The sequence below is a fragment of the Pseudomonas sp. 1L-E-NC-VB-C3 genome, from assembly GCF_057291535.1.
In genome coordinates this window covers 1-20,203 of sequence record NZ_JBXAWD010000001.1, presented here as the reverse complement: position 1 = coordinate 20,203, position 20,203 = coordinate 1, and the positions used below count along the sequence as shown (strand labels likewise).

The following is a 20,203-nucleotide window of genomic DNA, read 5'->3' as shown; positions in this document are numbered from 1 at the left end:
CCCACGAGGCACTTTATGAATCGCGAAGAATTCCTGCGTCTGGCCGCTGACGGCTATAACCGCATCCCGTTGGCCTGCGAAACCCTGGCCGACTTCGACACGCCGCTGTCGATCTACCTGAAACTGGCCGACCAGCCCAACTCCTACCTGCTCGAGTCGGTGCAGGGCGGTGAGAAATGGGGCCGTTACTCGATCATCGGCCTGCCGTGCCGCACCGTGCTGCGGGTGCACGACCATCACGTCAGCATCAGCGTTGATGGCGTCGAGACCGAAAGCCACGAGGTTGAAGACCCGCTGGCGTTCGTCGAAACCTTCAAAGCGCGCTACAACGTGCCGACCATCGCCGGCCTGCCGCGCTTCAACGGTGGACTGGTCGGTTACTTCGGTTACGACTGTGTGCGCTATGTCGAGAAGCGTCTGGGCAAGTGCCCGAACCCGGATCCGCTGGGCGTGCCGGACATTCTGCTGATGGTCTCCGACGCCGTCGTGGTGTTCGACAACCTGGCTGGCAAGATGCACGCGATCGTCCTCGCCGACCCTGCGCAGACCGATGCCTTCGAGCAAGGCCAGGCGCGGTTGCAGGAACTGCTCGAGCAACTGCGTCAGCCGATCACACCGCGTCGTGGCCTGGATTTCAGCAAACAGCAATCGGCCGATCCGGTGTTTCGTTCCAGCTTCACTCAGGACGATTACGAAAAAGCCGTCGACACCATCAAGGAATATATCCTCGCCGGCGACTGCATGCAGGTGGTGCCGTCGCAGCGCATGTCGATCGACTTCAAGGCTGCGCCGATCGATCTGTATCGCGCGCTGCGTTGCTTCAACCCGACGCCGTACATGTACTTCTTCAACTTCGGCGATTTCCACGTCGTCGGCAGTTCGCCGGAAGTGCTGGTGCGCGTCGAAGACAACCTGATCACCGTGCGCCCGATCGCCGGCACGCGCCCACGCGGCGCCACCGAAGAAGCCGATGTGGCGCTGGAGCAGGACCTGCTCTCGGATGACAAGGAGATCGCCGAGCACTTGATGCTGATCGATCTGGGCCGCAACGATACCGGGCGAGTCTCGGAAATCGGCTCGGTGAAGCTCACCGAGAAAATGGTCATCGAACGTTATTCCAACGTGATGCACATCGTCTCCAACGTCACCGGCCAGTTGAAGTCGGGCCTGACCGCGATGGACGCTCTGCGGGCGATCCTGCCGGCGGGTACGTTGTCGGGTGCGCCGAAAATTCGCGCGATGGAAATCATCGACGAACTTGAGCCGGTCAAGCGTGGCGTGTATGGCGGTGCGGTCGGTTACTTCGCCTGGAACGGCAACATGGACACCGCCATTGCCATTCGCACGGCGGTGATCAAGAACGGTGAATTGCACGTGCAGGCCGGCGGCGGCATCGTCGCCGACTCGGTGCCGGCGCTGGAATGGGAAGAAACCCTGAACAAACGCCGCGCGATGTTCCGCGCCGTGGCCCTGGCCGAGCAAACCCCGGACGCCTGATCCACGCAATTTCCCATGTGGGAGCGAGCCTGCTCGCGAAGAGGTGAGTCAGTCACCGTTGATGCTGACTGACCCAGCGCTTTCGCGAGCAGGCTTGCTCCCACATTGGGTTTTGTGTTGAGGCATAAAAAAAGCGGCGCCTGTCAGGGCGCCGCTTTTTTTGCATCCATCACTCAGAAATCCAGCACAACCCCGACATTCAGGCCCTGCTGCTTGAAGTCATCATCCTTGCGGAACGTATAACCCCCACGCAGCGCCAGATCAGCCGTCAGCTTGTGACTGACGCCCAGGCTCAAGCGGTTCAGGTGACTTGCCGGTGTGTAGCCTTCAAGGGTGAAGTCATTGGCCGGCAGGGTGTTGAGGGCGATGTTGACCTTCTGCACGTCATCTTCGTACTCACGCTCGTGGGCGTATTCGCCATACACCTGGGTTTGCGCGGTGAAGTTGTACTTGCCTTGAATCCCCAGGCCCAGGCGTTTCGAATCGCGGCTCTGGTCATCGAAGGTCAGCGCGGTGGCGCGGTTGCTCTTTTCCGAGTAACCGTCGACATCGACACTGGCGTAATCGGCGCTGACAAACGGCGACAGATGCCATTGGCTGCCCGGTTGCGCAATGTCATAGCCCAGGCGGGTGCTGAACGCCCACAGACTGCCGTCGGTATCGCCTTTCTCCGCGCCCTCGCTGGCGCCGAGGTCGAACTTGCGCTTGAGGTTGTCGTAGTCGAGTTTGCCGCCGGTCAGCGCCGCGTCGGCCCACCAGCGGTTCTGCTGGAACTGGGCGAACGCGGTGGCCATGTAGCTGTTGAGTTTGTAGTCGGAATCGTTGTGCCCGGCCTCAAGATTCTGCCGGTACAAACCGGCCGCCACGCCCACGCGCCAGGCCTCATTGAGGCGATAGCTGCCGCCGACGTTGAGGTTGTAACCGCTGCCATCGGCGCTGGCGCCGCTGCTTTGGCTGTCGACATCCAGATGCTGTCCGCCGGCCGAGACAATCGCACGCCATTGGCCGACCGCTTGCCAGTTCTCCCAGTCCGCCTGCCATTGATTGCGCAATTCATCCTGATGCGCGCGCACGGTGCCGTGGGCCATTTCCGGTAGCAGGCTCAATTCCCATGGCGCAGCCAACAGCGAATAGGCGTAATCGGCGATCAGTTTTTGCCCGGATTCGGTCGGGTGTACGCCATCGTTGTAGATCAGTTTGGTCGGATCCGGCGTGGCGCTGTTGATCCCGTAACGGGCGTTTTCCGTGCAGCTATTGCCACTGAAGCAGGTCGCGGTGAGGTTCTGGTCGGTAGCCAGACCAAAGCGCCCCGGGTCGGCGAAGACTTCCGAGAGCAGCACCGGAATGTTCAGCGGAATGACTTCGGCGTTGATGCCTTGCAGGCGCGTCACCAACTGACTGTTGAACTGGTTGGCGAGGGTGCTGCTGAACGCTTGCAGCGGCGTGCCGTTCAGAGCAGGTGTCAGGCCCACGTCGGGCAGCAGCCAGACCATCACGTATTTGGCGCCGGCGGTCTGCAGGGTTTGCACGCTATCGGCCAGTCGATCGGCTGCGGCGTTGGCCTGGGGCAGGCTGAGAATGCGGCCCTGGAGGAAATCGTTGCCGCCACCGGAAATGTAATACAGCGCATTCGGGTCGGCGCGGAAGCCGTTCGACGGCAGGTAACCGGCGCGGGTGCGTTCGCCGGTGGCAGATTGGGTGGTGATCGAGTCGAGAATCTGGTCGGTGCGATAACCACCGACCGCCCAGTTGTTGCCGTCAGGCTGGCCGTTTTCCGCGCGCACTGCGGAGCTGGAAGAGGCTGTCTGGTCGGCCGAAAAACCCAGGCGGCCGCCAAGCAGCTGGGTGGAATTCAATGAAAAAACTTCGCCGCTGCCATCCTGATACACCGGCCCGGTACGGTTGGTGTAACGCTCGGTGGAGCCCGCCGGGCCGCCCGTGTCGGCGAAGGTGCCGGCATCGTTGAGGCTGTCACCGAAGACGATGAAACTGGAATAAGGATTGGGCGCTGCATTGGCCTGGGCGCAGGCGAGTGCGAGCAAGCAGCTGGCCAGCGGTACAAACAACGTCTGTCTGATCATGAGCAAGTCCGTTTATTTATTGTTGTAGGTGAACGAAACGACAGTACCAAAAACTTTCGGCATTTTGCCATCGGTCGCGAATCCTTCTGCCGTTTTATAACCCGCAGGCCCCGCCATATTGCACGCTCCGCCCAGCTAAGTTACTGTGCCGGAACGTATGAACGAGACCTTCCCCGTGTTGATCACCAGCAAACTCCTGGATCAAGTCATCAAGGCACACGCCCGCTGGCGTTGGCGCGCCTGAATCTTCTCTGCCGGCTCCGCCGGATCTGTATCGCTTTGCCTTCCTTGTCTGTTTGAAATGCCGCTGTGCTGGCGCCCTCTGCGCGTCCGACATCGCGCAGCGCCCTGCGGGCAAGTCATCTGAAGGCTGTCATCAAGTCAGAATTCAAGAGGTTCGAAACGCCATGTTGCTGATGATCGACAACTACGACTCCTTTACCTACAACGTTGTGCAATACCTCGGCGAGCTGGGTGCCGAGGTCAAAGTGGTGCGCAACGACGAACTGACCATCGCCGAAATCGAAGCGCTGAATCCCGAGCGCATCGTGGTTTCCCCGGGGCCGTGCACGCCCACCGAGGCGGGCGTTTCCATCGACGCGATCAAGCACTTCGCCGGCAAACTGCCGATCCTCGGCGTCTGCCTCGGCCACCAGTCCATCGGCCAGGCCTTCGGCGGTGATGTAGTCCGCGCCCGCCAAGTCATGCACGGTAAGACTAGCCCGGTATTCCACGAGGACAAGGGCGTGTTTGCCGGCCTCAATCATCCGCTCACCGTTACCCGTTATCACTCGCTGATCGTCAAGCACGACAGCCTGCCCGATTGCCTCGAGCTGACCGCATGGACCCAGCACGATGACGGCTCGGTCGACGAGATCATGGGCCTGCGTCACAAGACCCTGAACATCGAGGGTGTGCAGTTCCACCCCGAATCGATCCTCACCGAGCAGGGTCATGAACTGTTTGCCAATTTCCTCAAACAAACCGGCGGCACGCGCTAAGGACTTCCCATGAATATCAAGACAGCCCTGAGCCGTATCGTCGAACACCTCGACCTCAGCACCGATGAAATGCGCGATGTGATGCGCGAAATCATGACCGGTCAGTGCACCGAAGCGCAGATCGGCGCGTTCATGATGGCCATGCGCATGAAGAGCGAAAGCATTGACGAAATCGTCGGCGCCGTGTCGGTGATGCGCGAGCTGGCCGATCAGGTCGAGCTGAAAACCCTCGACGGCGTCGTCGATGTGGTTGGCACCGGCGGTGACGGTGCGAATATCTTCAACGTATCGACCGCGTCTTCCTTTGTTGTCGCAGCCGCCGGTTGCACCGTCGCCAAGCACGGCAACCGCGCAGTGTCCGGCAAGAGCGGCAGTGCCGATCTGCTGGAAGCTGCCGGCATTTATCTGAACCTGACCCCGGTGCAGGTCGCGCGCTGCATCGACAACGTCGGCATCGGTTTCATGTTCGCCCAGACTCACCACAAAGCGATGAAGTACGCCGCCGGCCCGCGCCGCGAACTCGGTCTGCGCACGCTGTTCAACATGCTCGGCCCGCTTACGAATCCGGCCGGTGTGAAACATCAGGTCGTCGGCGTATTCACCCAGGCGCTGTGCCGGCCATTGGCCGAAGTCTTGCAACGGCTGGGCAGCAAACACGTGCTGGTCGTGCATTCGAAGGACGGTCTGGATGAGTTCAGCCTCGCCGCGCCGACCTTTGTTGCCGAACTGAAAAACAACGAAATCACTGAGTATTGGGTCGAACCGGAAGATCTCGGCATGAAGAGCCAGAGCCTGCACGGTCTGTCGGTTGAAGGCCCGGAAGCGTCGCTGGCGCTGATCCGTGACGCCCTCGGCAAGCGCAAAACCGAAAACGGCCAGAAAGCTGCCGAGATGATTGTGCTCAATGCCGGTGCGGCGCTGTACGCCGCCGACCTGGCAAGCAGTCTGAAACAAGGTGTGGAGCTGGCGCACGACGCGCTGCACACCGGCCTCGCTCGGGAAAAGCTCGAGGAGCTGGGTGCCTTTACCGCGGTATTCAAAGTGGAGAATGAAGGATGAGTGTACCGACGGTTCTGGAAAACATTCTGGCGCGCAAGGTTGAGGAAGTCGCCGAGCGCAGCGCTCGGGTCAGTCTGAGCGAGCTGGAAAGTCTGGCCAAGGCGGCCGATGCACCCCGTGGTTTTGCCCAGGCTTTGCTGGCGCAAGCGAAGAAGAAACAACCGGCCGTGATTGCCGAAATCAAAAAGGCTTCGCCGAGCAAAGGCGTGATCCGCGAAGACTTCGTCCCGGCAGACATCGCCAAGAGCTACGAAAAGGGTGGGGCCACCTGTCTGTCGGTGCTGACCGATATCGACTACTTCCAGGGCGCCGATGCCTACCTGCAACAGGCGCGCGCCGCCTGCAAATTGCCGGTGATCCGCAAGGATTTCATGATCGATCCGTACCAGATCGTTGAAGCCCGCGCGCTTGGCGCCGATTGCGTGTTGTTGATCGTCTCCGCCCTGGACGACGTGAAAATGGCCGAGCTGGCCGCCGTGGCCAAAGGGGTCGGTCTCGACGTCTTGGTGGAAGTGCACGACGGTGACGAACTGGAGCGCGCGCTGAAGACCCTCGACACGCCGCTGGTCGGGGTCAACAACCGCAACCTGCACACATTCGACGTCAGCCTGGAAACCACCCTCGACCTGCTGCCGCGCATCCCGCGCGATCGCCTGGTGATCACCGAGAGCGGCATCCTCAATCGGGCCGACGTCGAGCTGATGGAAATCAGCGATGTGTACTCGTTCCTGGTCGGCGAAGCGTTCATGCGCGCGGAAAATCCGGGCATTGAATTGCAGCGCCTGTTCTTTCCGGAGCGTGGTGTGCCGATCAGTGGTTCGACCCTCGACTGACCGAGTCGACCTCATTCGCGAGCAGGCTCGGTCCCACAGGGAAATGCATTCCAGTGTGGGAGCGAGCCTGCTCGCGAAGAGGCGCTAAATTCCGCTAAAGAGATTCAATCTGCCGGAGCTCACCATGTCGTTGCCAACCCCGCTGACCATCGAATCCGGCCTGCAAGCCGAACAGGACTTGCTGGCCTCGGTCTGCGCCGGCGACGCCGAATTCGGCCTGCTGTTCTGGCAACCCACCGATCGCGCGCTGGTCATGCCGCGCCGCCTCAACCGTCTCCCGCATTTCGACCACTCCTGCGAAGTTTCCGCTGCTGCTGGCTGGCCGGTGCTGTTGCGTGAAACCGGCGGTGAGCCCGTCCCGCAATCCGCTGCGACCGTCAACATTGCCTTGGTATATGCCCCGCCTCGCAGCGAAGGCGATCTGAACCGCATCGAAACCGGCTACCGCCGCCTGTGCGATCCGATCTGTCAGTTGCTGGATGAGTTGGGTGGCACCTCGTCGGTCGGGGAAATCGACGGCGCATTCTGCGACGGCCGTTTCAACGTCAATCTCGACGGTCGCAAGATGGTCGGTACCGCCCAGCGCTGGCGCCAGAGTCAGGGAGGCCAGCGTCCGGTTGGCCTGGTGCATGGTGCGATGCTGATGGATGACGAGCGCGAAGCGATGGTTGCTGCGGTCAATCGCTTCAATGAAGCCTGCGGCCTGGAGCAGCGGGTGAGGGCGCAAAGCCACATTGCCCTGTATGAGAAATTCAACGCGCCACAGGCATTGGCGCGTCTCGATGAATTGTTTCGTTTGATGCTGGCGCAGATTTACGTCTAGCGCGTGCCGAAGACCACCATGGTCTTGCCTTTCACATCGACCAGGTTGCGTTCTTCCAGATCCTTGAGCACGCGGCCGACCATCTCTCGAGAACAGCCGACGATACGACCGATCTCCTGGCGGGTGACCTTGATCTGCATGCCGTCCGGGTGAGTCATGGCGTCCGGTTGTTTGCACAACTCCAGCAGGCAGCGGGCGACGCGGCCGGTGACGTCAAAAAATGCCAGGTCGCCGACTTTGCGCGTGGTGTTGCGCAGGCGTTGTGCGATTTGTCCGCTGAGGGCGTAAAGAATGTCTGGATCCTGCTGCGACAGTTCGCGGAACTTGGCGTAGCTGATTTCGGCGGTTTCGCATTCAACTTTGGCACGCACCCAGGCGCTGCGTTCCTGCTCCTGACCTGCCTGCTCGAACAGACCCAGTTCGCCGAAGAAATCCCCGGCGTTCAGGTAAGCGATGATCATCTCGCGACCATCGTCGTCTTCGATGAGGATGGTGACCGAGCCTTTGATGATGAAAAACAGCGTGTCCGAGCGATCCCCGGCGCAGATGATATTGCTCTTGGCCGCATGACGCCGGCGCTGGCAATGCATCAACAGCTTGTCGATGTTCTTGATTTTGGGTGTGGGGGTAATAGCAACCATGGTTGTATCCCGAAAAGACTGCACGGTGATGTTTGAGTTTTTATGAGGCGCTGAAGGCGGTCGCTACAGGGCTGACGAATTGGCGCCAGCGAATTGGCGCCAGCTTACCAGACACTTCGTCGAAAATTCGAGAAATTACCTACAGCCAGAAAGCATCCGTCCTAGGACGTCGTTCCTGTCGGGACAAAGTGCTGTGCTAAGCTGGCGACCCTTTTTTTACAGTGGAGTCTGGGCGATGAAGGCACGCATCCAATGGGCTGGCGAAGCCATGTTCCTCGGCGAATCCGGCAGCGGTCATGTCGTGGTAATGGACGGCCCGCCAGATGCCGGTGGCCGTAACCTCGGGGTTCGCCCGATGGAGATGCTCTTGCTGGGTGTCGGCGGTTGCAGCAACTTCGACGTGGTCAGCATCCTGAAGAAGTCGCGCCAGGCCGTTGAAAGCTGTGAAGCCTTCCTTGATGCCGAGCGTGCGACTGAAGATCCCAAGGTGTTTACCAAGATCCACATGCACTTCGTGGTCAAGGGCCGGGGCCTGAAGGAAGCTCAGGTCAAGCGCGCCATCGAGCTGTCGGCCGAGAAGTATTGCTCGGCGTCGATCATGCTCGGCGCGGCTGGCGTGGCAATCACTCACGATTATGAAATCGTCGAACTCGGCTGAACCGACATTCAACTATCATAAAAGCAGTGCAGACTCTGGCGATCCCCCGCTGACGTCTGCATAATGCGCCACTTTTTTCAGGGCAGTGATCGGTCAGCCGACGGGTCATCCGCCTGAACAGATAACCAAAATCGCCATCGCGAAGAGGTGTTAACCGTCCTACGCAGGTGCGTTGTTCGCACTTGACGGGCATGCTTGATCACGCGGCCGCGCCGCATACATAGAGAGTTTTTAACGGTGAAAAGCAAACTCAAGCTCCACGGGTTCAATAACCTGACAAAGACCTTGAGCTTCAACATCTATGACATCTGCTACGCGGAAACCCCGCAAGACCAGCAGGCTTACGTCGAGTACATCAATCAAGAGTACAACGCGAAACGCCTGACGCAGATTCTCACAGAAGTTGTCGAGATCATTGGTGCCAACATCCTGAACATCGCCAGTCAGGACTATGAACCCCAGGGCGCCAGCGTCACGATTCTGATTTCGGAAGAGCCGGTAACCCCGACTGACAGCCAGATCGAAGAATCGCCGGGCCCGTTGCCCGAAATCATTCTGGCCCACCTCGACAAGAGCCACATCACGGTGCACACCTATCCGGAAATCCATCCGGACGACGGTATTGCAACGTTCCGTGTGGATATCGACGTGTCGACCTGTGGTGTCATTTCACCGCTCAAAGCGCTCAACTTCCTCATTCACCAGTTCGATTCGGACATCGTGACCGTGGATTACCGTGTGCGCGGTTTCACCCGTGACGTTGAAGGCAACAAGCACTTCATCGACCACGAGATCAACTCGATCCAGAACTACCTCTCCGAAGACACTCGCGACGCGTACCAGATGACCGACGTGAACGTGTATCAGGAAAACCTGTTCCACACCAAAATGCTGCTGAAGAACTTCGAACTGGACAACTACCTGTTCGGCGACGCCACCAGCAACCTCTCGCCCGAGCAACGTGCCCAGGTGACCGACCGTGTGAAACACGAAATGCTGGAAATCTTCTACGCGCGCAACATGCCGACCTAAGATTCCCGGAAACAAAAAAGGCGACCTCCTGGTCGCCTTTTTCATGCTTCAAACAAAACCGCTGTGGGAGCGAGCCTGCTCGCGAAGAGGTCATCAGCACCGACACGGATCTCAGATCCGATAAGTACTCTTGGTCATCACCTTGGCCAACAAGCTCATCCCGAACTTGACCGGCGCCGGAAAACGAAACCCGCCCGCATCCAGGGCACTTTCCGCATGGTGTTCTTCATCGATGCGCATCTGCTCAAGAATCGCCCGGGACTTCTCGTCCTCGGCCGGCAATTGCTCCAGATGTTCGTTCAAGTGTTTGCAGACCTGATGCTCGGTCGCCGCAACGAAACCAAGGCTAACCTTGTCGCTGATCAGTCCGGCGACCGCGCCGATACCGAACGACATGCCGTAAAACAGTGGATTCAGCACGCTGGTGTGGCTACCCAGCTGATGGATGCGCTGCTCACACCAGACCAGATGATCGATCTCCTCTTCAGCCGCGTGCTCCATGGCTGCGCGTACCTGCGGCAACTTGGCGGTCAGCGCTTGCCCCTGATAAAGCGCCTGAGCGCAGACTTCGCCGGTATGGTTGATGCGCATCAGACCGGCGACGTGGCGAGTGTCTTCATCGCTCATCTGCGTATCCGGCTGCAGAATCGCTGGCGACGGGCGGTACGGCTGGCCACTGAAGGGCAACAGAGTGCGCATCGCGGCATCGGCTTGCAGCAGCAGACGGTCTATGGGCGAGTAGTGACGTTGGGTAGTCATGCTGACCTCCGGGAAGAATCTCGGCGGCCAGTTTAACCGAATCGGCCGGCGAGGGTTTGCGCTGGGTCACTTGCTGCGCGGTCAGGCTTTTTGTGGGAGCGAGCCTGCTCGCGAAAGCGAATTATCGGATACTGAAGTGTTGAATGTATCGGCGCCTTCGCGAGCAGGCTCGCTCCCACAGTTGGTTGTCGCCAATCAGCCCGGCGGCCAGTTCATCTGGCGCTGACCCAGCACGTGCATATGAATGTGATAGACAGTCTGCCCACCAAGTTCATTGCAGTTCATCACTACGCGGAAGCCTTCTTCGCAACCCAGTTCCAGCGCCAGACGCTGCGCGGTGAACAGGATGTGCCCGGCCAGCGCCTTGTCGTCTTCGGTCAGGTCGTTGAGCGTGCGCACCGGTTTTTTCGGGATTACCAGAAAGTGCACCGGAGCCTGGGGGGCGATGTCGTGGAAGGCCAGAACCTGGTCGTCCTCGTAAATGATCTTCGCCGGGATTTCCCGGTTGATGATCTTGGTGAACAGAGTATCCACTGCTGTTTCTCCGTTGAGTTGGGCTGAATCGAGTGTACCGCTTCGAAGTTGTCTTCCTAGCGGGGGCAGTAAGCTTTGTTGACCATGCCGACAATCGTCCGGTTAAGCCAGCGCGAACCCAGCCGCGGCAGGAACGCCAGCCAGCGATTGCGTCGTCCCGGAATGATGATGGCGCGGTTTTTATCTAGTGCGCGTACGGCATGCAGTGCCACTTCTTCCGGACTCATCAGCGAGTGGCTGCTTTCGATCTTTTCGCTACTCATCTGTGCGGTTCGGAAGAACGGTGTGCGCGTCGGGCCGGGGCACAGCACCGAAACTTTCACGCCGCTTTGTTTGAGCTCCACGCGCAGGGCTTCGGAAAAATGCAGCACATAGGCTTTGCTGGCGTAGTACGTGCTCATCCATGGGCCGGGGCTGTACGCAGCCACCGAGGCGACATTGAGGATCTGCCCGCCACCCAGCAGCGCCATGCTGTTGCCCACCGCATGACAGAGGCGGGTGAGGGCGAGAATGTTGACCTCGATGAGGTCCTGCTCGGTCATCCAGTCCTGCGCGAGGAATGGCCCGCAAGTGCCGATGCCGGCGCAGTTGACCAGTAGATCGATCTGCCGGTCACCTTCTTCGAGCTCCAGCAAAAAACCGGAAAGGCGCAACGGTTCGCCGAGGTCGCAGGCGCGAAACAATACTTCGACATCGAAGCGCTGGGTCAGCTCGATGGCGATACTTTCCAGCTGATCACGCTGCCGTGCCACCAGAATCAGGCTGCGGCCGCGCCGGGCCAGTGCTTCGGCCATGGCCAGGCCGATGCCGCTGGAAGCACCGGTGATCAGAGCGTAACGGGTCATGCAGTTCTCCATCGCAACAGCTCCGCGCCGGCGACGCGGTTGTCGCGGCAGGGAGCGCTGTTCATTCTTGCGCAGAGTCTACAGGGGCCTGCGCCGGTTCGGCTGCCTCGTCGGCGGAAATCACTGGCGGTTCGACGACCTCAACTTCGTCGGTGGTCACCGAGCCGCTGTCATAGCTGCTCTCCAGATTGCTTTCATATTCTTCCTGCACAGCCGAGAAGCCGCCAAGAAGGCCTCCGGCAAAAATCAGTGCGAAGAATACGATCCATAACGAGCACAGCACTTTGACGGCCGTGCTGTTCGGCGGTGGTGGCGGCCCATAGCGGTTGGCGCCGGTATTGCCGGGTACGACCATGATCACCAGCGGGAAAAAACTGCCGACGAACGGCACCAGATTCAACAACCACAGCCAGCCCGACCAGCCGATATCGTGCAGGCGCTGAACGCTGAACAGAATGCTGACGATCATGAAACCGAGGAACAGGAAGACCGTCAGAATGCCGCCGAGGATCAGGCCGGTGGTTGAATCGCCACTGACCAGACCCAAGGCAATCAAGGCAAACACACCGACGATGGGCAGGGTCACCAGGCTCAGGACCATGGTCCAGGCGAGAAAGCGCAGGCGACCGATCCGGCCTTCGACGCTGAATGGCTTGAGCGTGGCGAATGGCGGCAGAGCTTCACCGACATTGGCGCGCGGTGGGGCGTAAGGCGAGTCCGGTTCCGCCACCGCTGCAGGGTTATCGTGGACATCCGCCAGATTCAGCTCGATGGCGGTTTCCGCTTCGATCCGCGCATCGATCCCGGTTTTGTTCAATGCCTGCAGATACGTCTGGGCATCGCTGTGGGACAGATCACGTTTGAGGGCGACGGTGCGGCCACTGAACAGGCGCTCGATGGCGGCCACATCGCTTTTGAACAGATCCGCCAGATTCAGTTTGGCGGTGGTGAGGTCGACGCCGGGCTGCAGCGCGCCGTCGAAGACGATCTTGTAACGGGTGTCGCTCATGGCCGAGGCATCCTTGTCGCGATTGGGTTTGCAGTAGTCAGTTCAAGGCCAGTCTGACAGCGACTGGCCGGGGGTATTGCTCAGCGCGGCCAGCGTTCCGGCAGCTGTGCGGCGCGCGCCTGAGCCTGACGATATTCTGCATCGAGCCGCGCAATCAACTGATCCACGCTTGGCAGGTCACCAATCTGGCCAACACCCTGGCCCGCCGACCACACGGTCTTCCAGGCTTTGGCTTCATCGTTGATCGGCTTGAGCTTGTCGCCGAAGTTCACCTCGCCCTTGCCTTGCAGTGCCGCCATGTCGAAACCGGCCGCCTCCAGGCTCTGGCGCATGAAACTGGCCGGCACTCCCGACACTGCTGGAGTATGAATGATGTCGGCAGCCTTGGCTGTCAGCAGCATGTCTTTGTAGGCGTCAGGCGCGTGACTTTCTGTGGTGCCGATAAATCGCGTACCGAAGTAGGCCAAATCCGCGCCGAGCAGTTGCGCGGCGAGAATCTCATGGCCGTGGTTCAGACATCCTGCAAGCAAGAGTGTCTTGTCGAAGAACTCACGGATCTCGGCAATCAGCGCAAACGGGCTCCAGGTACCAGCATGCCCGCCGGCACCGGCCGCAACGGCAATGAGCCCGTCGACACCGGCTTCAGCGGCTTTCTCGGCATGGCGCCGCGTGGTCACGTCGTGAAACACCAGACCGCCATAGCTGTGCACCGCGTCGACCAGTTCCTTCACCGCGCCGAGGCTGGTGATAACGATCGGCACCTTGTGCTCGACGCAAATGTCCAGATCCGCCTGAAGGCGCGGGTTGCTGTGGTGAACAATCAGGTTCACCGCATAAGGGGCCGGATTATCCAGCGCCGCCAGGCCCGCTTCGATCTGTTCCAGCCAGGCCTTGAACCCACTGCTTTCGCGTTGGTTCAGCGCCGGAAAGCTGCCGACCACACCATTGCGGCAGCAGGCGAGCACCAGTTCCGGATTGGAGATCAGGAACATCGGTGCCGCCACCACGGGCAGACGCAGACGTTGTTCGAGCAAAGCGGGCAGCGACATTGTGAACACCCCGAGGATTTTTATTGATTGAAGTTAGAACGGCTTGACCACGACCAGAATTACGATAGCCAGCAATATCAGAACCGGCACTTCATTGAACCAGCGATAAAAGACATGGCTGCGGGTGTTTTCGCCACGGGCAAAGCGTTTGACCTGCGCGCCGCACATGTGGTGGTAGCCGATCAGCAATACGACCAGGGTCAGTTTGGCGTGGATCCAGCCGCCCTGGCTGAAAAGGCTGGGGTTGAGGTAGATCAGCCAGCCACCGAAGATCAGCGTGGCGATCATCGCCGGGCCCATGATGCCGCGATACAGCTTGCGCTCCATGACGCTGAAGCGTTCCTGGCTGATCGTGTCTGCGCTTTGCGCGTGGTAAACGAACAGGCGCGGCAAGTAGAACAGGCCGGCAAACCAGCAGACGACGCTGACAATGTGAAACGCTTTGAGCCATAGATAGAGCATTTTTGGGTATTCCCTCATTCACGGTAGCCAGATAGTAGAGGCTTGAGCGTCCGCGCGTCACCTTGGCGGTTGTCGCAGGCGCGCGCGGCCCCTATTATCGACGGCTTTCCAGTGGGTTCGTTGAGGGCAGGTTTATGGTCAAGGTCGGTATCGTCGGCGGCACGGGTTACACCGGTGTCGAACTGCTGCGTCTGTTGGCACAGCATCCGCAGGCAGAAGTGGTCGTCATCACTTCCCGATCCGAGGCCGGTCTGGCCGTGGCTGACATGTACCCGAACCTGCGCGGTCACTATGACGGGCTGGCCTTCAGCGTGCCGGACGTGAAAACCCTTGGCGCCTGCGATGTGGTGTTTTTCGCCACGCCGCACGGTGTGGCTCACGCCTTGGCAGGCGAACTGCTGGCGGCGGGCACCAAGGTCATCGACTTGTCCGCCGACTTCCGTCTGCAAGACGCTGATGAATGGGCCAAGTGGTACGGCCAGCCGCACGGCGCGCCAGATCTGCTGGACGAAGCTGTTTACGGGTTGCCGGAAGTCAATCGCGAGCAGATCAAGAAAGCGCGCCTGATCGCGGTACCGGGTTGCTATCCGACCGCAACGCAATTGGGTTTTCTCCCATTGCTGGAAGCAGGTCTGGCTGACGCATCGCGTTTGATCGCCGACTGCAAATCCGGCGTCAGCGGTGCCGGGCGCGGCGCGGCTGTAGGTTCTTTGTACTCCGAGACGTCGGAAAGCATGAAGGCCTACGCGGTAAAAGGTCATCGCCACCTGCCGGAAATTCGCCAGGGCCTGCGTCGCGCGGCGGGCAAGGATGTCGGCCTGACCTTCGTCCCGCACCTGACGCCGATGATTCGCGGCATCCATTCGACGCTCTACGCGACAGTAGCGGATCGCTCGGTTGATCTGCAGGCACTGTTTGAAAAGCGCTATGCCAACGAACCGTTCGTCGATGTCATGCCAGCCGGCAGCCACCCGGAAACCCGTAGCGTGCGCGGCGCCAACGTCTGTCGCATCGCCGTGCATCGTCCACAGGATGGCGATCTGGTGGTGGTACTCTCGGTAATTGACAACCTGGTCAAGGGCGCCTCGGGCCAGGCGGTGCAGAACATGAACATTCTGTTCGGACTGGATGAGCGCTTCGGTCTGTCCCACGCCGGTATGCTGCCGTAACGTTAGCCACACCTGTAAGCCGCAAGCTTGAAGCTCACTGCTTGAAGCTTGCCGCTGCTCCTCTAATAGTTGACCAATTTTCTAGGACAAGCGGATAATGCGCGTCATCACGCATTATGGCGGCGTAACGCCGGGAGATAGTCAGCATGAGCGTCGAATCCTTCACCCCCACGGCTTTGCAATTCACTCAAGGTGCTGCGCACAAGGTGAAGAGCCTGGTCGATGAAGAGGGGAATGATCGCTTGAAGCTGCGCGTATTTGTTACGGGCGGCGGTTGTTCAGGGTTTCAATACGGTTTCACCTTCGATGAAGATGTTGCCGAGGACGACACCATTGTCGAGCGCGAAGGCGTGAGTCTGGTGGTTGATCCGATGAGTTTCCAGTACCTGGCCGGTGCGGAGGTGGACTACCAGGAAGGTCTGGAAGGTTCGCGCTTCGTGATCAAGAACCCGAACGCGACAACGACTTGTGGTTGCGGGTCGTCGTTCTCGATCTGATCGCGCTTTACAGCACACAACAAAACGCCGCAGAGCCTTTCGGTTCTGCGGCGTTTTTGTTTCTGAAGGTTATGCCGGGTAGATGGCGCCGAGTACGCGCAGGCCGCGAGCGCCGGTGACGCTTGGCCGATTGGCGGCGATGCCTTCCAGGCAGCAATGGGCGAGCCAGGCGAAGGCCATGGCTTCCACCCAATCTGGATCAACCCCGTGAGTTGCGGTGCTGGCGACTTGGGTATTTGGCAGCAGGTCCGCCAGACGTTTCATCAGCGTGGCGTTGTGCGCGCCGCCGCCACAGACCAGCAGTTCCTGAGTGCCCGATTGAGCGCTTTGTAGCGACTCGACGATGGTCAGCGCCGTAAGTTCGAGCAGGGTGGCCTGAACGTCTTCGGCAGCGAAAGTCGGCAGACGCGATAGATGCTGTTCCAGCCATGGCAGATTGAAGACTTCCCGGCCCGTACTTTTCGGGCCTTTGGTCACGAAGAACGGGTCGCTAAGCAGTGCCTTGAGCAGGGCTGGTTCAACCTTGCCGGTCGCAGCCCATTTGCCGTCCCGGTCATAGTTCTCGCCCCGTTGCCGGCTAATCCAGGCGTCCATCAGAACATTTCCCGGCCCGCAGTCGAAGCCGGCTACAGGTTTGTTCGGCTCAATCAGGCTGAGATTGCTGAATCCACCGACATTCAAGACTGCCTGGTTACCGCTACGCTCTTCAAACAACGCTTCATGAAAGGCTGGCACCAGAGGCGCACCTTGGCCACCCGCTGCGACATCGCGACTGCGGAAATCGCTGACGACGGTAATACCGGTCAACTCAGTCAGCAGGGCTGGATTACCGATCTGCACGGTAAACCCGCGCGCCGGCTCATGGCGAATGGTCTGACCGTGGCTGCCGATAGCGCGGATTGCTTCGGGCTTGAGTTGTTGCTGCGCGAGGAGGGTGTGAATGCCCGACGCGGCAAGTTCGACCCAGTGTTGCTGGGCAATCGCCGAGCGGGCGATCTCGTCGGGGCCGCTGGCGCACAAGCCAAGCAGCTCGGCGCGCAGGGAGTCAGGCATTGGCAGGTAGTGGGTGGCGATCAGTTTGATCGCCGAGGTCTGCTCGATCAGGGCGATGTCCAGCCCGTCGAGACTGGTTCCGGACATCACACCGATATACAGGGCCATGGCTTAGCGCTTGCTCGAAGCCAGCATGGTGGCCCTCTCTTGATCCATGCGCGCCATCAGTGGCTGGCTCTGCGCGAGGAAGCGCGCGCGTTCGGACTTGGCGATCGGATCGGCCATTGGCAGCTTCTGGCCCAGCGGATCGACGTGAACGCCGTTGACCTGGAACTCATAGTGCAAATGCGGGCCGGTGGACAGTCCGGTGGTGCCGATATAGCCAATGACTTGACCTTGCTTGACGCTGCCACCGGTTTTCACGCCTTTGGCAAAGCCTTGCATATGGCCATAGAGCGTACGGTAAGTGTTGCCGTGCTGAATGATCACAGTGTTGCCATAGCCACCACGACGACCGGCCAGCAACACTTTGCCGTCACCGGCAGCCTTGATTGGCGTACCCCGTGGCGCTGCGTAATCGACACCTTTGTGGGCGCGGATCTTGTTGAGGATCGGGTGCTTGCGGCCCATGGAAAACTTCGAGCTGATGCGGGCGAAGTCAACAGGGGTGCGGATGAAGGCCTTGCGCATGCTGTTGCCATCGGCAGTGTAATAGCTGCTGTTGCCTTGTTTGTTGGTGTAGCGAACGGCGGTGTAAGTCTTGCCGCGGTTGGTGAAGCGCGCCGACAGGATCGGGCCGGTGCCGACGGCCTTGCCGTTGATGACTTTCTGCTCGTAGATCACATCGAATTCATCGCCCTGACGAATGTCCTGCGCGAAGTCGATGTCGTAGCCAAAGACACTGGCCATGTCCATGGTCAGGCTGTGAGAAAGACCGGCGCGGGCTGCGGACTGCGACAGTGAGCTGTTGATGACACCGTGGACGTAGGCAGTGCGAACAGTTGGCTTGGCAGTCACTCGGTTGAACGAATAACCCTTGTCATTCTTGGTCAGGGTGATGGTTTCAACGTCGCTGACCTTGCTGTGCAGGCTGGTCAACTGGCCTTCCGGACTCAGTTCGAACTCGAGTTTCTGGCCGCGCTTGAGCTGGCTGAACTGTTTGGCTTGCTTGTCGCTTGCCAGTACTTCGTGCACGGAGGCTGCAGGCAGACCGACTTTTTCAAACAGGGTAGACAGTGTATCGCCTTTGGAAACCACGACTTCACGGTGCCCAGGCTCTTTCGGTTTCTCAGCAGGCGCCACAGGTGCTGGCGCGGTTTCAGCGGTTTGTGCGGTGTTTTCGTCGCTGTTTTCGATTTGTGCGAACGGCGAAGCTGCGGGGTCGTTTGTGGCTTGAGCCGCATCAGCAGCGTCTTGATCTTGTGTCAGTTGTTCAGCAGGACTTTCCAGTTCAAGACTCAGAGTCGTCTTTTTGGCTTCAACATCGCTGGAGGGAAATACCAGCAGCGCCAGGCTGAGAAGGGCGGCGATTCCACTTGCGGCGAGCAGGTGGGTCTTCGGGTAAAGCGGGGGCGCTTTAGACGGTTCTGTGGTCATAGGTAATTTTTGACTTTGAAATAGATGAATTGGAAAAGATGAATGACATGATGAAGATGAAATAACTGTATAAAATATAACCAAATCATCGCTGAAGCAAGTCTACAGACCTCGGGTCTGTGGATTGGTGTCCGTGCGCCGGGCAAAACTTGTAATTGGTGCGCGTTCTTGTATGGTTGGTTCCCTTTGAATCTGAGCCTTGCGGGTCTGTTATGAAGTCGGTTGAAGAGCAGCTAGCGCTGATTAAACGTGGTGCGGAAGAACTGTTGGTCGAGTCCGAGCTGGTCGAGAAGCTCAAGCGCGGCCAACCGCTGCGTATCAAGGCTGGTTTCGATCCAACCGCTCCGGATCTGCATCTGGGTCATACGGTGCTTATTAATAAGCTGCGCCAGTTCCAGGAGCTGGGGCACCAGGTCATCTTCCTTATAGGTGACTTCACCGGGATGATCGGTGATCCGAGTGGCAAAAGCGCAACGCGTCCACCGCTGACGCGTGAACAGGTTCTGGAAAATGCTGAGACTTACAAGACTCAGGTTTTCAAAATCCTTGATCCGGCGAAAACCGAAGTTGCCTTCAACTCCACCTGGATGGACAAGATGGGGCCGGCGGATTTCATTCGCCTGACTTCGCAATACACGGTCGCTCGCATGCTTGAGCGCGATGACTTCGACAAGCGCTACACCACCAACCAGCCAATCGCTATTCACGAATTCCTCTATCCGCTGGTTCAGGGTTATGACTCGGTCGCGCTGCGCGCCGATGTCGAGCTGGGCGGTACCGATCAGAAATTCAACCTGCTGATGGGGCGTGAGTTGCAGCGTGGGTATGGTCAGGAGGCACAGTGCATTCTGACGATGCCATTGCTGGAAGGTCTGGATGGCGTGAAGAAGATGTCCAAGTCGCTGGGCAACTATGTCGGTATCCAGGAAGCACCAGGCGTCATGTACAGCAAGCTGGTTTCCATCCCGGATGCGCTGATGTGGCGTTACTTCGAGTTGCTCAGCTTTCGCTCAATGGACGAGATCAACGCCTTCCGGGCTGACGTCGAAGCTGGAGCGAATCCACGCGACATCAAAATCAAGCTGGCTGAAGAGATCGTTGCGCGCTTCCATGGTGAAGAGGCTGCGGCGAATGCTCACCGAGGCGCCGGCAACCGTATGAAGGATGGCGAGCTTCCAGATGACTTGCCTGAGATCGAGCTGTCTTCGGTTGAGGATATGCCGATCGCTGCCGTCCTTAATAAGGCAGGCCTGGTGAAGAACTCGGCGGCGGCGCGTGATCTGTTGGCGGCGGGCGGAGTCCGGGTCGATGGTGAAGTGGTTGATCGCTCCTTTATATATGTACTGGGCACGACTCACGTTTGTCAGGCCGGCAAGAAGGCTTTTGCACGTATTACGCTGAAATCTGAATAAAGTTGGAATTGGGGGTTGACGGCGAATTTTAGAAGTCTATAATTCGCCCCACTTCCGGCGCAGTCGAAACGGAAAACTCCTTGAGATTCAAAGAGTTACGCAGTTTTCGACGGCGGCTTGCTTCAGATCATCGAAGTCTGGAAGGAGTTGAAAGAGCAGTGATGTGTAGCTCTTTTAACGGTTCGATCTTCTCGGTCGAAAGCGGAGAAAAAGAGGTGTTGACAGCAGCGATTAACGCTGTAGAATTCGCCTC

General features: G+C 59.1%; 20 protein-coding genes. 10 read left to right on the top strand and 10 right to left on the bottom strand.

All coding sequences use genetic code 11. The annotated features are described in order from the left end of the window. Positions 1 to 15 precede the first annotated feature (15 nt). Entirely contained in the window at positions 16 to 1,497 is a 1,482-nt protein-coding gene (gene trpE / locus AC0Z5Z_RS00100; RefSeq protein WP_024014533.1) for an anthranilate synthase component I, read from the top strand. Between the two features lie 173 nt (positions 1,498 to 1,670). Here trpE and estP read toward each other — a convergent pair whose 3' ends face one another. After that, positions 1,671 to 3,578, bottom strand: a complete 1,908-nt coding sequence (gene estP / locus AC0Z5Z_RS00095; protein ID WP_485610551.1) for an esterase EstP — start codon at positions 3,576 to 3,578, stop codon at positions 1,671 to 1,673. A 407-nt stretch (positions 3,579 to 3,985) separates the two neighbouring features. Between estP and AC0Z5Z_RS00090 the strand changes: the two genes are divergently transcribed. From AC0Z5Z_RS00090 to AC0Z5Z_RS00075, 4 genes are all read left to right on the top strand, one after another. Further along, entirely contained in the window at positions 3,986 to 4,579 is a 594-nt protein-coding gene (locus AC0Z5Z_RS00090; RefSeq protein ID WP_041476683.1) for an aminodeoxychorismate/anthranilate synthase component II, read from the top strand. A gap of 9 nt (positions 4,580 to 4,588) precedes the next feature. Beyond that, positions 4,589 to 5,638: an anthranilate phosphoribosyltransferase gene (gene trpD, locus AC0Z5Z_RS00085; RefSeq protein WP_041476682.1), complete on the top strand. Its 1,050-nt coding sequence runs from the start codon at positions 4,589 to 4,591 to the stop codon at positions 5,636 to 5,638. After that, entirely contained in the window at positions 5,635 to 6,471 is an 837-nt protein-coding gene (gene trpC / locus AC0Z5Z_RS00080; protein WP_041476681.1) for an indole-3-glycerol phosphate synthase TrpC, read from the top strand. Before trpD ends, trpC begins: the two co-directional genes overlap by 4 nt. A gap of 124 nt (positions 6,472 to 6,595) precedes the next feature. Next, positions 6,596 to 7,294, top strand: coding sequence for a lipoate--protein ligase family protein (locus AC0Z5Z_RS00075; protein WP_485610550.1), 699 nt, complete (start codon positions 6,596 to 6,598; stop codon positions 7,292 to 7,294). Here AC0Z5Z_RS00075 and crp read toward each other — a convergent pair. Next, positions 7,291 to 7,935 (bottom strand): cAMP-activated global transcriptional regulator CRP, encoded by a 645-nt coding sequence (gene crp / locus AC0Z5Z_RS00070; protein ID WP_041476679.1) that lies wholly within the window; start codon positions 7,933 to 7,935, stop codon positions 7,291 to 7,293. The genes AC0Z5Z_RS00075 and crp overlap by 4 nt on opposite strands. Before the next feature lie 235 nt (positions 7,936 to 8,170). Here crp and AC0Z5Z_RS00065 point away from each other — a divergent pair, with 235 nt between their 5' ends. After that, positions 8,171 to 8,593: an OsmC family protein gene (locus AC0Z5Z_RS00065; RefSeq protein WP_016772921.1), complete on the top strand. Its 423-nt coding sequence runs from the start codon at positions 8,171 to 8,173 to the stop codon at positions 8,591 to 8,593. 237 nt (positions 8,594 to 8,830) lie between these two features. Further along, positions 8,831 to 9,625 carry an adenosylmethionine decarboxylase gene (gene speD / locus AC0Z5Z_RS00060; RefSeq protein ID WP_024014530.1) on the top strand — a complete coding sequence of 265 codons (795 nt, stop codon included), beginning with the start codon at positions 8,831 to 8,833 and terminating at the stop codon, positions 9,623 to 9,625. A gap of 111 nt (positions 9,626 to 9,736) precedes the next feature. Here speD and coq7 read toward each other — a convergent pair whose 3' ends face one another. The 6 genes from coq7 to hemJ form a co-directional block, all read right to left on the bottom strand. Beyond that, the gene (coq7, locus tag AC0Z5Z_RS00055; RefSeq protein WP_041476678.1) at positions 9,737 to 10,384 is read right to left on the bottom strand and encodes a 2-polyprenyl-3-methyl-6-methoxy-1,4-benzoquinone monooxygenase; all 648 of its coding nucleotides are present in this window, start codon (positions 10,382 to 10,384) and stop codon (positions 9,737 to 9,739) included. A 195-nt stretch (positions 10,385 to 10,579) separates the two neighbouring features. Continuing rightward, positions 10,580 to 10,918 (bottom strand): histidine triad nucleotide-binding protein, encoded by a 339-nt coding sequence (locus AC0Z5Z_RS00050; protein ID WP_017128660.1) that lies wholly within the window; start codon positions 10,916 to 10,918, stop codon positions 10,580 to 10,582. Between the two features lie 56 nt (positions 10,919 to 10,974). Beyond that, complete coding sequence (locus tag AC0Z5Z_RS00045; RefSeq protein WP_122612457.1) at positions 10,975 to 11,763, bottom strand: SDR family NAD(P)-dependent oxidoreductase; 789 nt, start codon at positions 11,761 to 11,763, stop codon at positions 10,975 to 10,977. A gap of 61 nt (positions 11,764 to 11,824) precedes the next feature. Continuing rightward, entirely contained in the window at positions 11,825 to 12,772 is a 948-nt protein-coding gene (locus tag AC0Z5Z_RS00040) for a DUF805 domain-containing protein (RefSeq protein ID WP_485610549.1), read from the bottom strand. Between the two features lie 80 nt (positions 12,773 to 12,852). Continuing rightward, complete coding sequence (locus AC0Z5Z_RS00035) at positions 12,853 to 13,821, bottom strand: NAD(P)H-dependent flavin oxidoreductase (protein ID WP_485610548.1); 969 nt, start codon at positions 13,819 to 13,821, stop codon at positions 12,853 to 12,855. A gap of 33 nt (positions 13,822 to 13,854) precedes the next feature. Further along, positions 13,855 to 14,283, bottom strand: a complete 429-nt coding sequence (hemJ, locus tag AC0Z5Z_RS00030; RefSeq protein ID WP_039757756.1) for a protoporphyrinogen oxidase HemJ — start codon at positions 14,281 to 14,283, stop codon at positions 13,855 to 13,857. 134 nt (positions 14,284 to 14,417) lie between these two features. On the opposite strand from hemJ, the gene argC reads away from it, so the two are divergent. Both argC and erpA read left to right on the top strand, forming a co-directional pair. Then, the gene (argC, locus tag AC0Z5Z_RS00025) at positions 14,418 to 15,452 is read left to right on the top strand and encodes an N-acetyl-gamma-glutamyl-phosphate reductase (RefSeq protein WP_485610547.1); all 1,035 of its coding nucleotides are present in this window, start codon (positions 14,418 to 14,420) and stop codon (positions 15,450 to 15,452) included. A 146-nt stretch (positions 15,453 to 15,598) separates the two neighbouring features. Further along, positions 15,599 to 15,949 carry an iron-sulfur cluster insertion protein ErpA gene (erpA, locus tag AC0Z5Z_RS00020; protein ID WP_003228776.1) on the top strand — a complete coding sequence of 117 codons (351 nt, stop codon included), beginning with the start codon at positions 15,599 to 15,601 and terminating at the stop codon, positions 15,947 to 15,949. 69 nt (positions 15,950 to 16,018) lie between these two features. Here the strand turns inward: erpA and AC0Z5Z_RS00015 are convergent, their stop codons facing one another. Together AC0Z5Z_RS00015 and AC0Z5Z_RS00010 are read right to left on the bottom strand one after the other, a co-directional pair. Further along, the gene (locus AC0Z5Z_RS00015) at positions 16,019 to 17,110 is read right to left on the bottom strand and encodes an anhydro-N-acetylmuramic acid kinase (protein ID WP_460059413.1); all 1,092 of its coding nucleotides are present in this window, start codon (positions 17,108 to 17,110) and stop codon (positions 16,019 to 16,021) included. A 3-nt stretch (positions 17,111 to 17,113) separates the two neighbouring features. After that, a complete protein-coding gene (locus AC0Z5Z_RS00010) occupies positions 17,114 to 18,538 on the bottom strand; it encodes a peptidoglycan DD-metalloendopeptidase family protein (protein ID WP_485610546.1) in 1,425 nt (474 codons plus the stop codon). A gap of 212 nt (positions 18,539 to 18,750) precedes the next feature. On the opposite strand from AC0Z5Z_RS00010, the gene tyrS reads away from it, so the two are divergent. After that, positions 18,751 to 19,950, top strand: a complete 1,200-nt coding sequence (gene tyrS, locus AC0Z5Z_RS00005; protein WP_016772931.1) for a tyrosine--tRNA ligase — start codon at positions 18,751 to 18,753, stop codon at positions 19,948 to 19,950. Positions 19,951 to 20,203: the final 253 nt, after the last annotated feature.

Excerpts from the sequence above, each read along its gene's own strand:
- trpE (WP_024014533.1), top strand. The coding sequence starts at position 16 with ATGAATCGCGAAGAATTCCTGCGTCTGGCCGCTGACGGCTATAACCGC.
- estP (WP_485610551.1), bottom strand. The coding sequence starts at position 3,578 with ATGATCAGACAGACGTTGTTTGTACCGCTGGCCAGCTGCTTGCTCGCA.
- AC0Z5Z_RS00090 (WP_041476683.1), top strand. The coding sequence starts at position 3,986 with ATGTTGCTGATGATCGACAACTACGACTCCTTTACCTACAACGTTGTG.
- trpD (WP_041476682.1), top strand. The coding sequence starts at position 4,589 with ATGAATATCAAGACAGCCCTGAGCCGTATCGTCGAACACCTCGACCTC.
- trpC (WP_041476681.1), top strand. The coding sequence starts at position 5,635 with ATGAGTGTACCGACGGTTCTGGAAAACATTCTGGCGCGCAAGGTTGAG.
- AC0Z5Z_RS00075 (WP_485610550.1), top strand. The coding sequence starts at position 6,596 with ATGTCGTTGCCAACCCCGCTGACCATCGAATCCGGCCTGCAAGCCGAA.
- crp (WP_041476679.1), bottom strand. The coding sequence starts at position 7,935 with ATGGTTGCTATTACCCCCACACCCAAAATCAAGAACATCGACAAGCTG.
- AC0Z5Z_RS00065 (WP_016772921.1), top strand. The coding sequence starts at position 8,171 with ATGAAGGCACGCATCCAATGGGCTGGCGAAGCCATGTTCCTCGGCGAA.
- coq7 (WP_041476678.1), bottom strand. The coding sequence starts at position 10,384 with ATGACTACCCAACGTCACTACTCGCCCATAGACCGTCTGCTGCTGCAA.
- AC0Z5Z_RS00045 (WP_122612457.1), bottom strand. The coding sequence starts at position 11,763 with ATGACCCGTTACGCTCTGATCACCGGTGCTTCCAGCGGCATCGGCCTG.
- AC0Z5Z_RS00040 (WP_485610549.1), bottom strand. The coding sequence starts at position 12,772 with ATGAGCGACACCCGTTACAAGATCGTCTTCGACGGCGCGCTGCAGCCC.
- AC0Z5Z_RS00035 (WP_485610548.1), bottom strand. The coding sequence starts at position 13,821 with ATGTCGCTGCCCGCTTTGCTCGAACAACGTCTGCGTCTGCCCGTGGTG.
- hemJ (WP_039757756.1), bottom strand. The coding sequence starts at position 14,283 with ATGCTCTATCTATGGCTCAAAGCGTTTCACATTGTCAGCGTCGTCTGC.
- argC (WP_485610547.1), top strand. The coding sequence starts at position 14,418 with ATGGTCAAGGTCGGTATCGTCGGCGGCACGGGTTACACCGGTGTCGAA.
- erpA (WP_003228776.1), top strand. The coding sequence starts at position 15,599 with ATGAGCGTCGAATCCTTCACCCCCACGGCTTTGCAATTCACTCAAGGT.
- AC0Z5Z_RS00015 (WP_460059413.1), bottom strand. The coding sequence starts at position 17,110 with ATGGCCCTGTATATCGGTGTGATGTCCGGAACCAGTCTCGACGGGCTG.
- AC0Z5Z_RS00010 (WP_485610546.1), bottom strand. The coding sequence starts at position 18,538 with ATGACCACAGAACCGTCTAAAGCGCCCCCGCTTTACCCGAAGACCCAC.
- tyrS (WP_016772931.1), top strand. The coding sequence starts at position 18,751 with ATGAAGTCGGTTGAAGAGCAGCTAGCGCTGATTAAACGTGGTGCGGAA.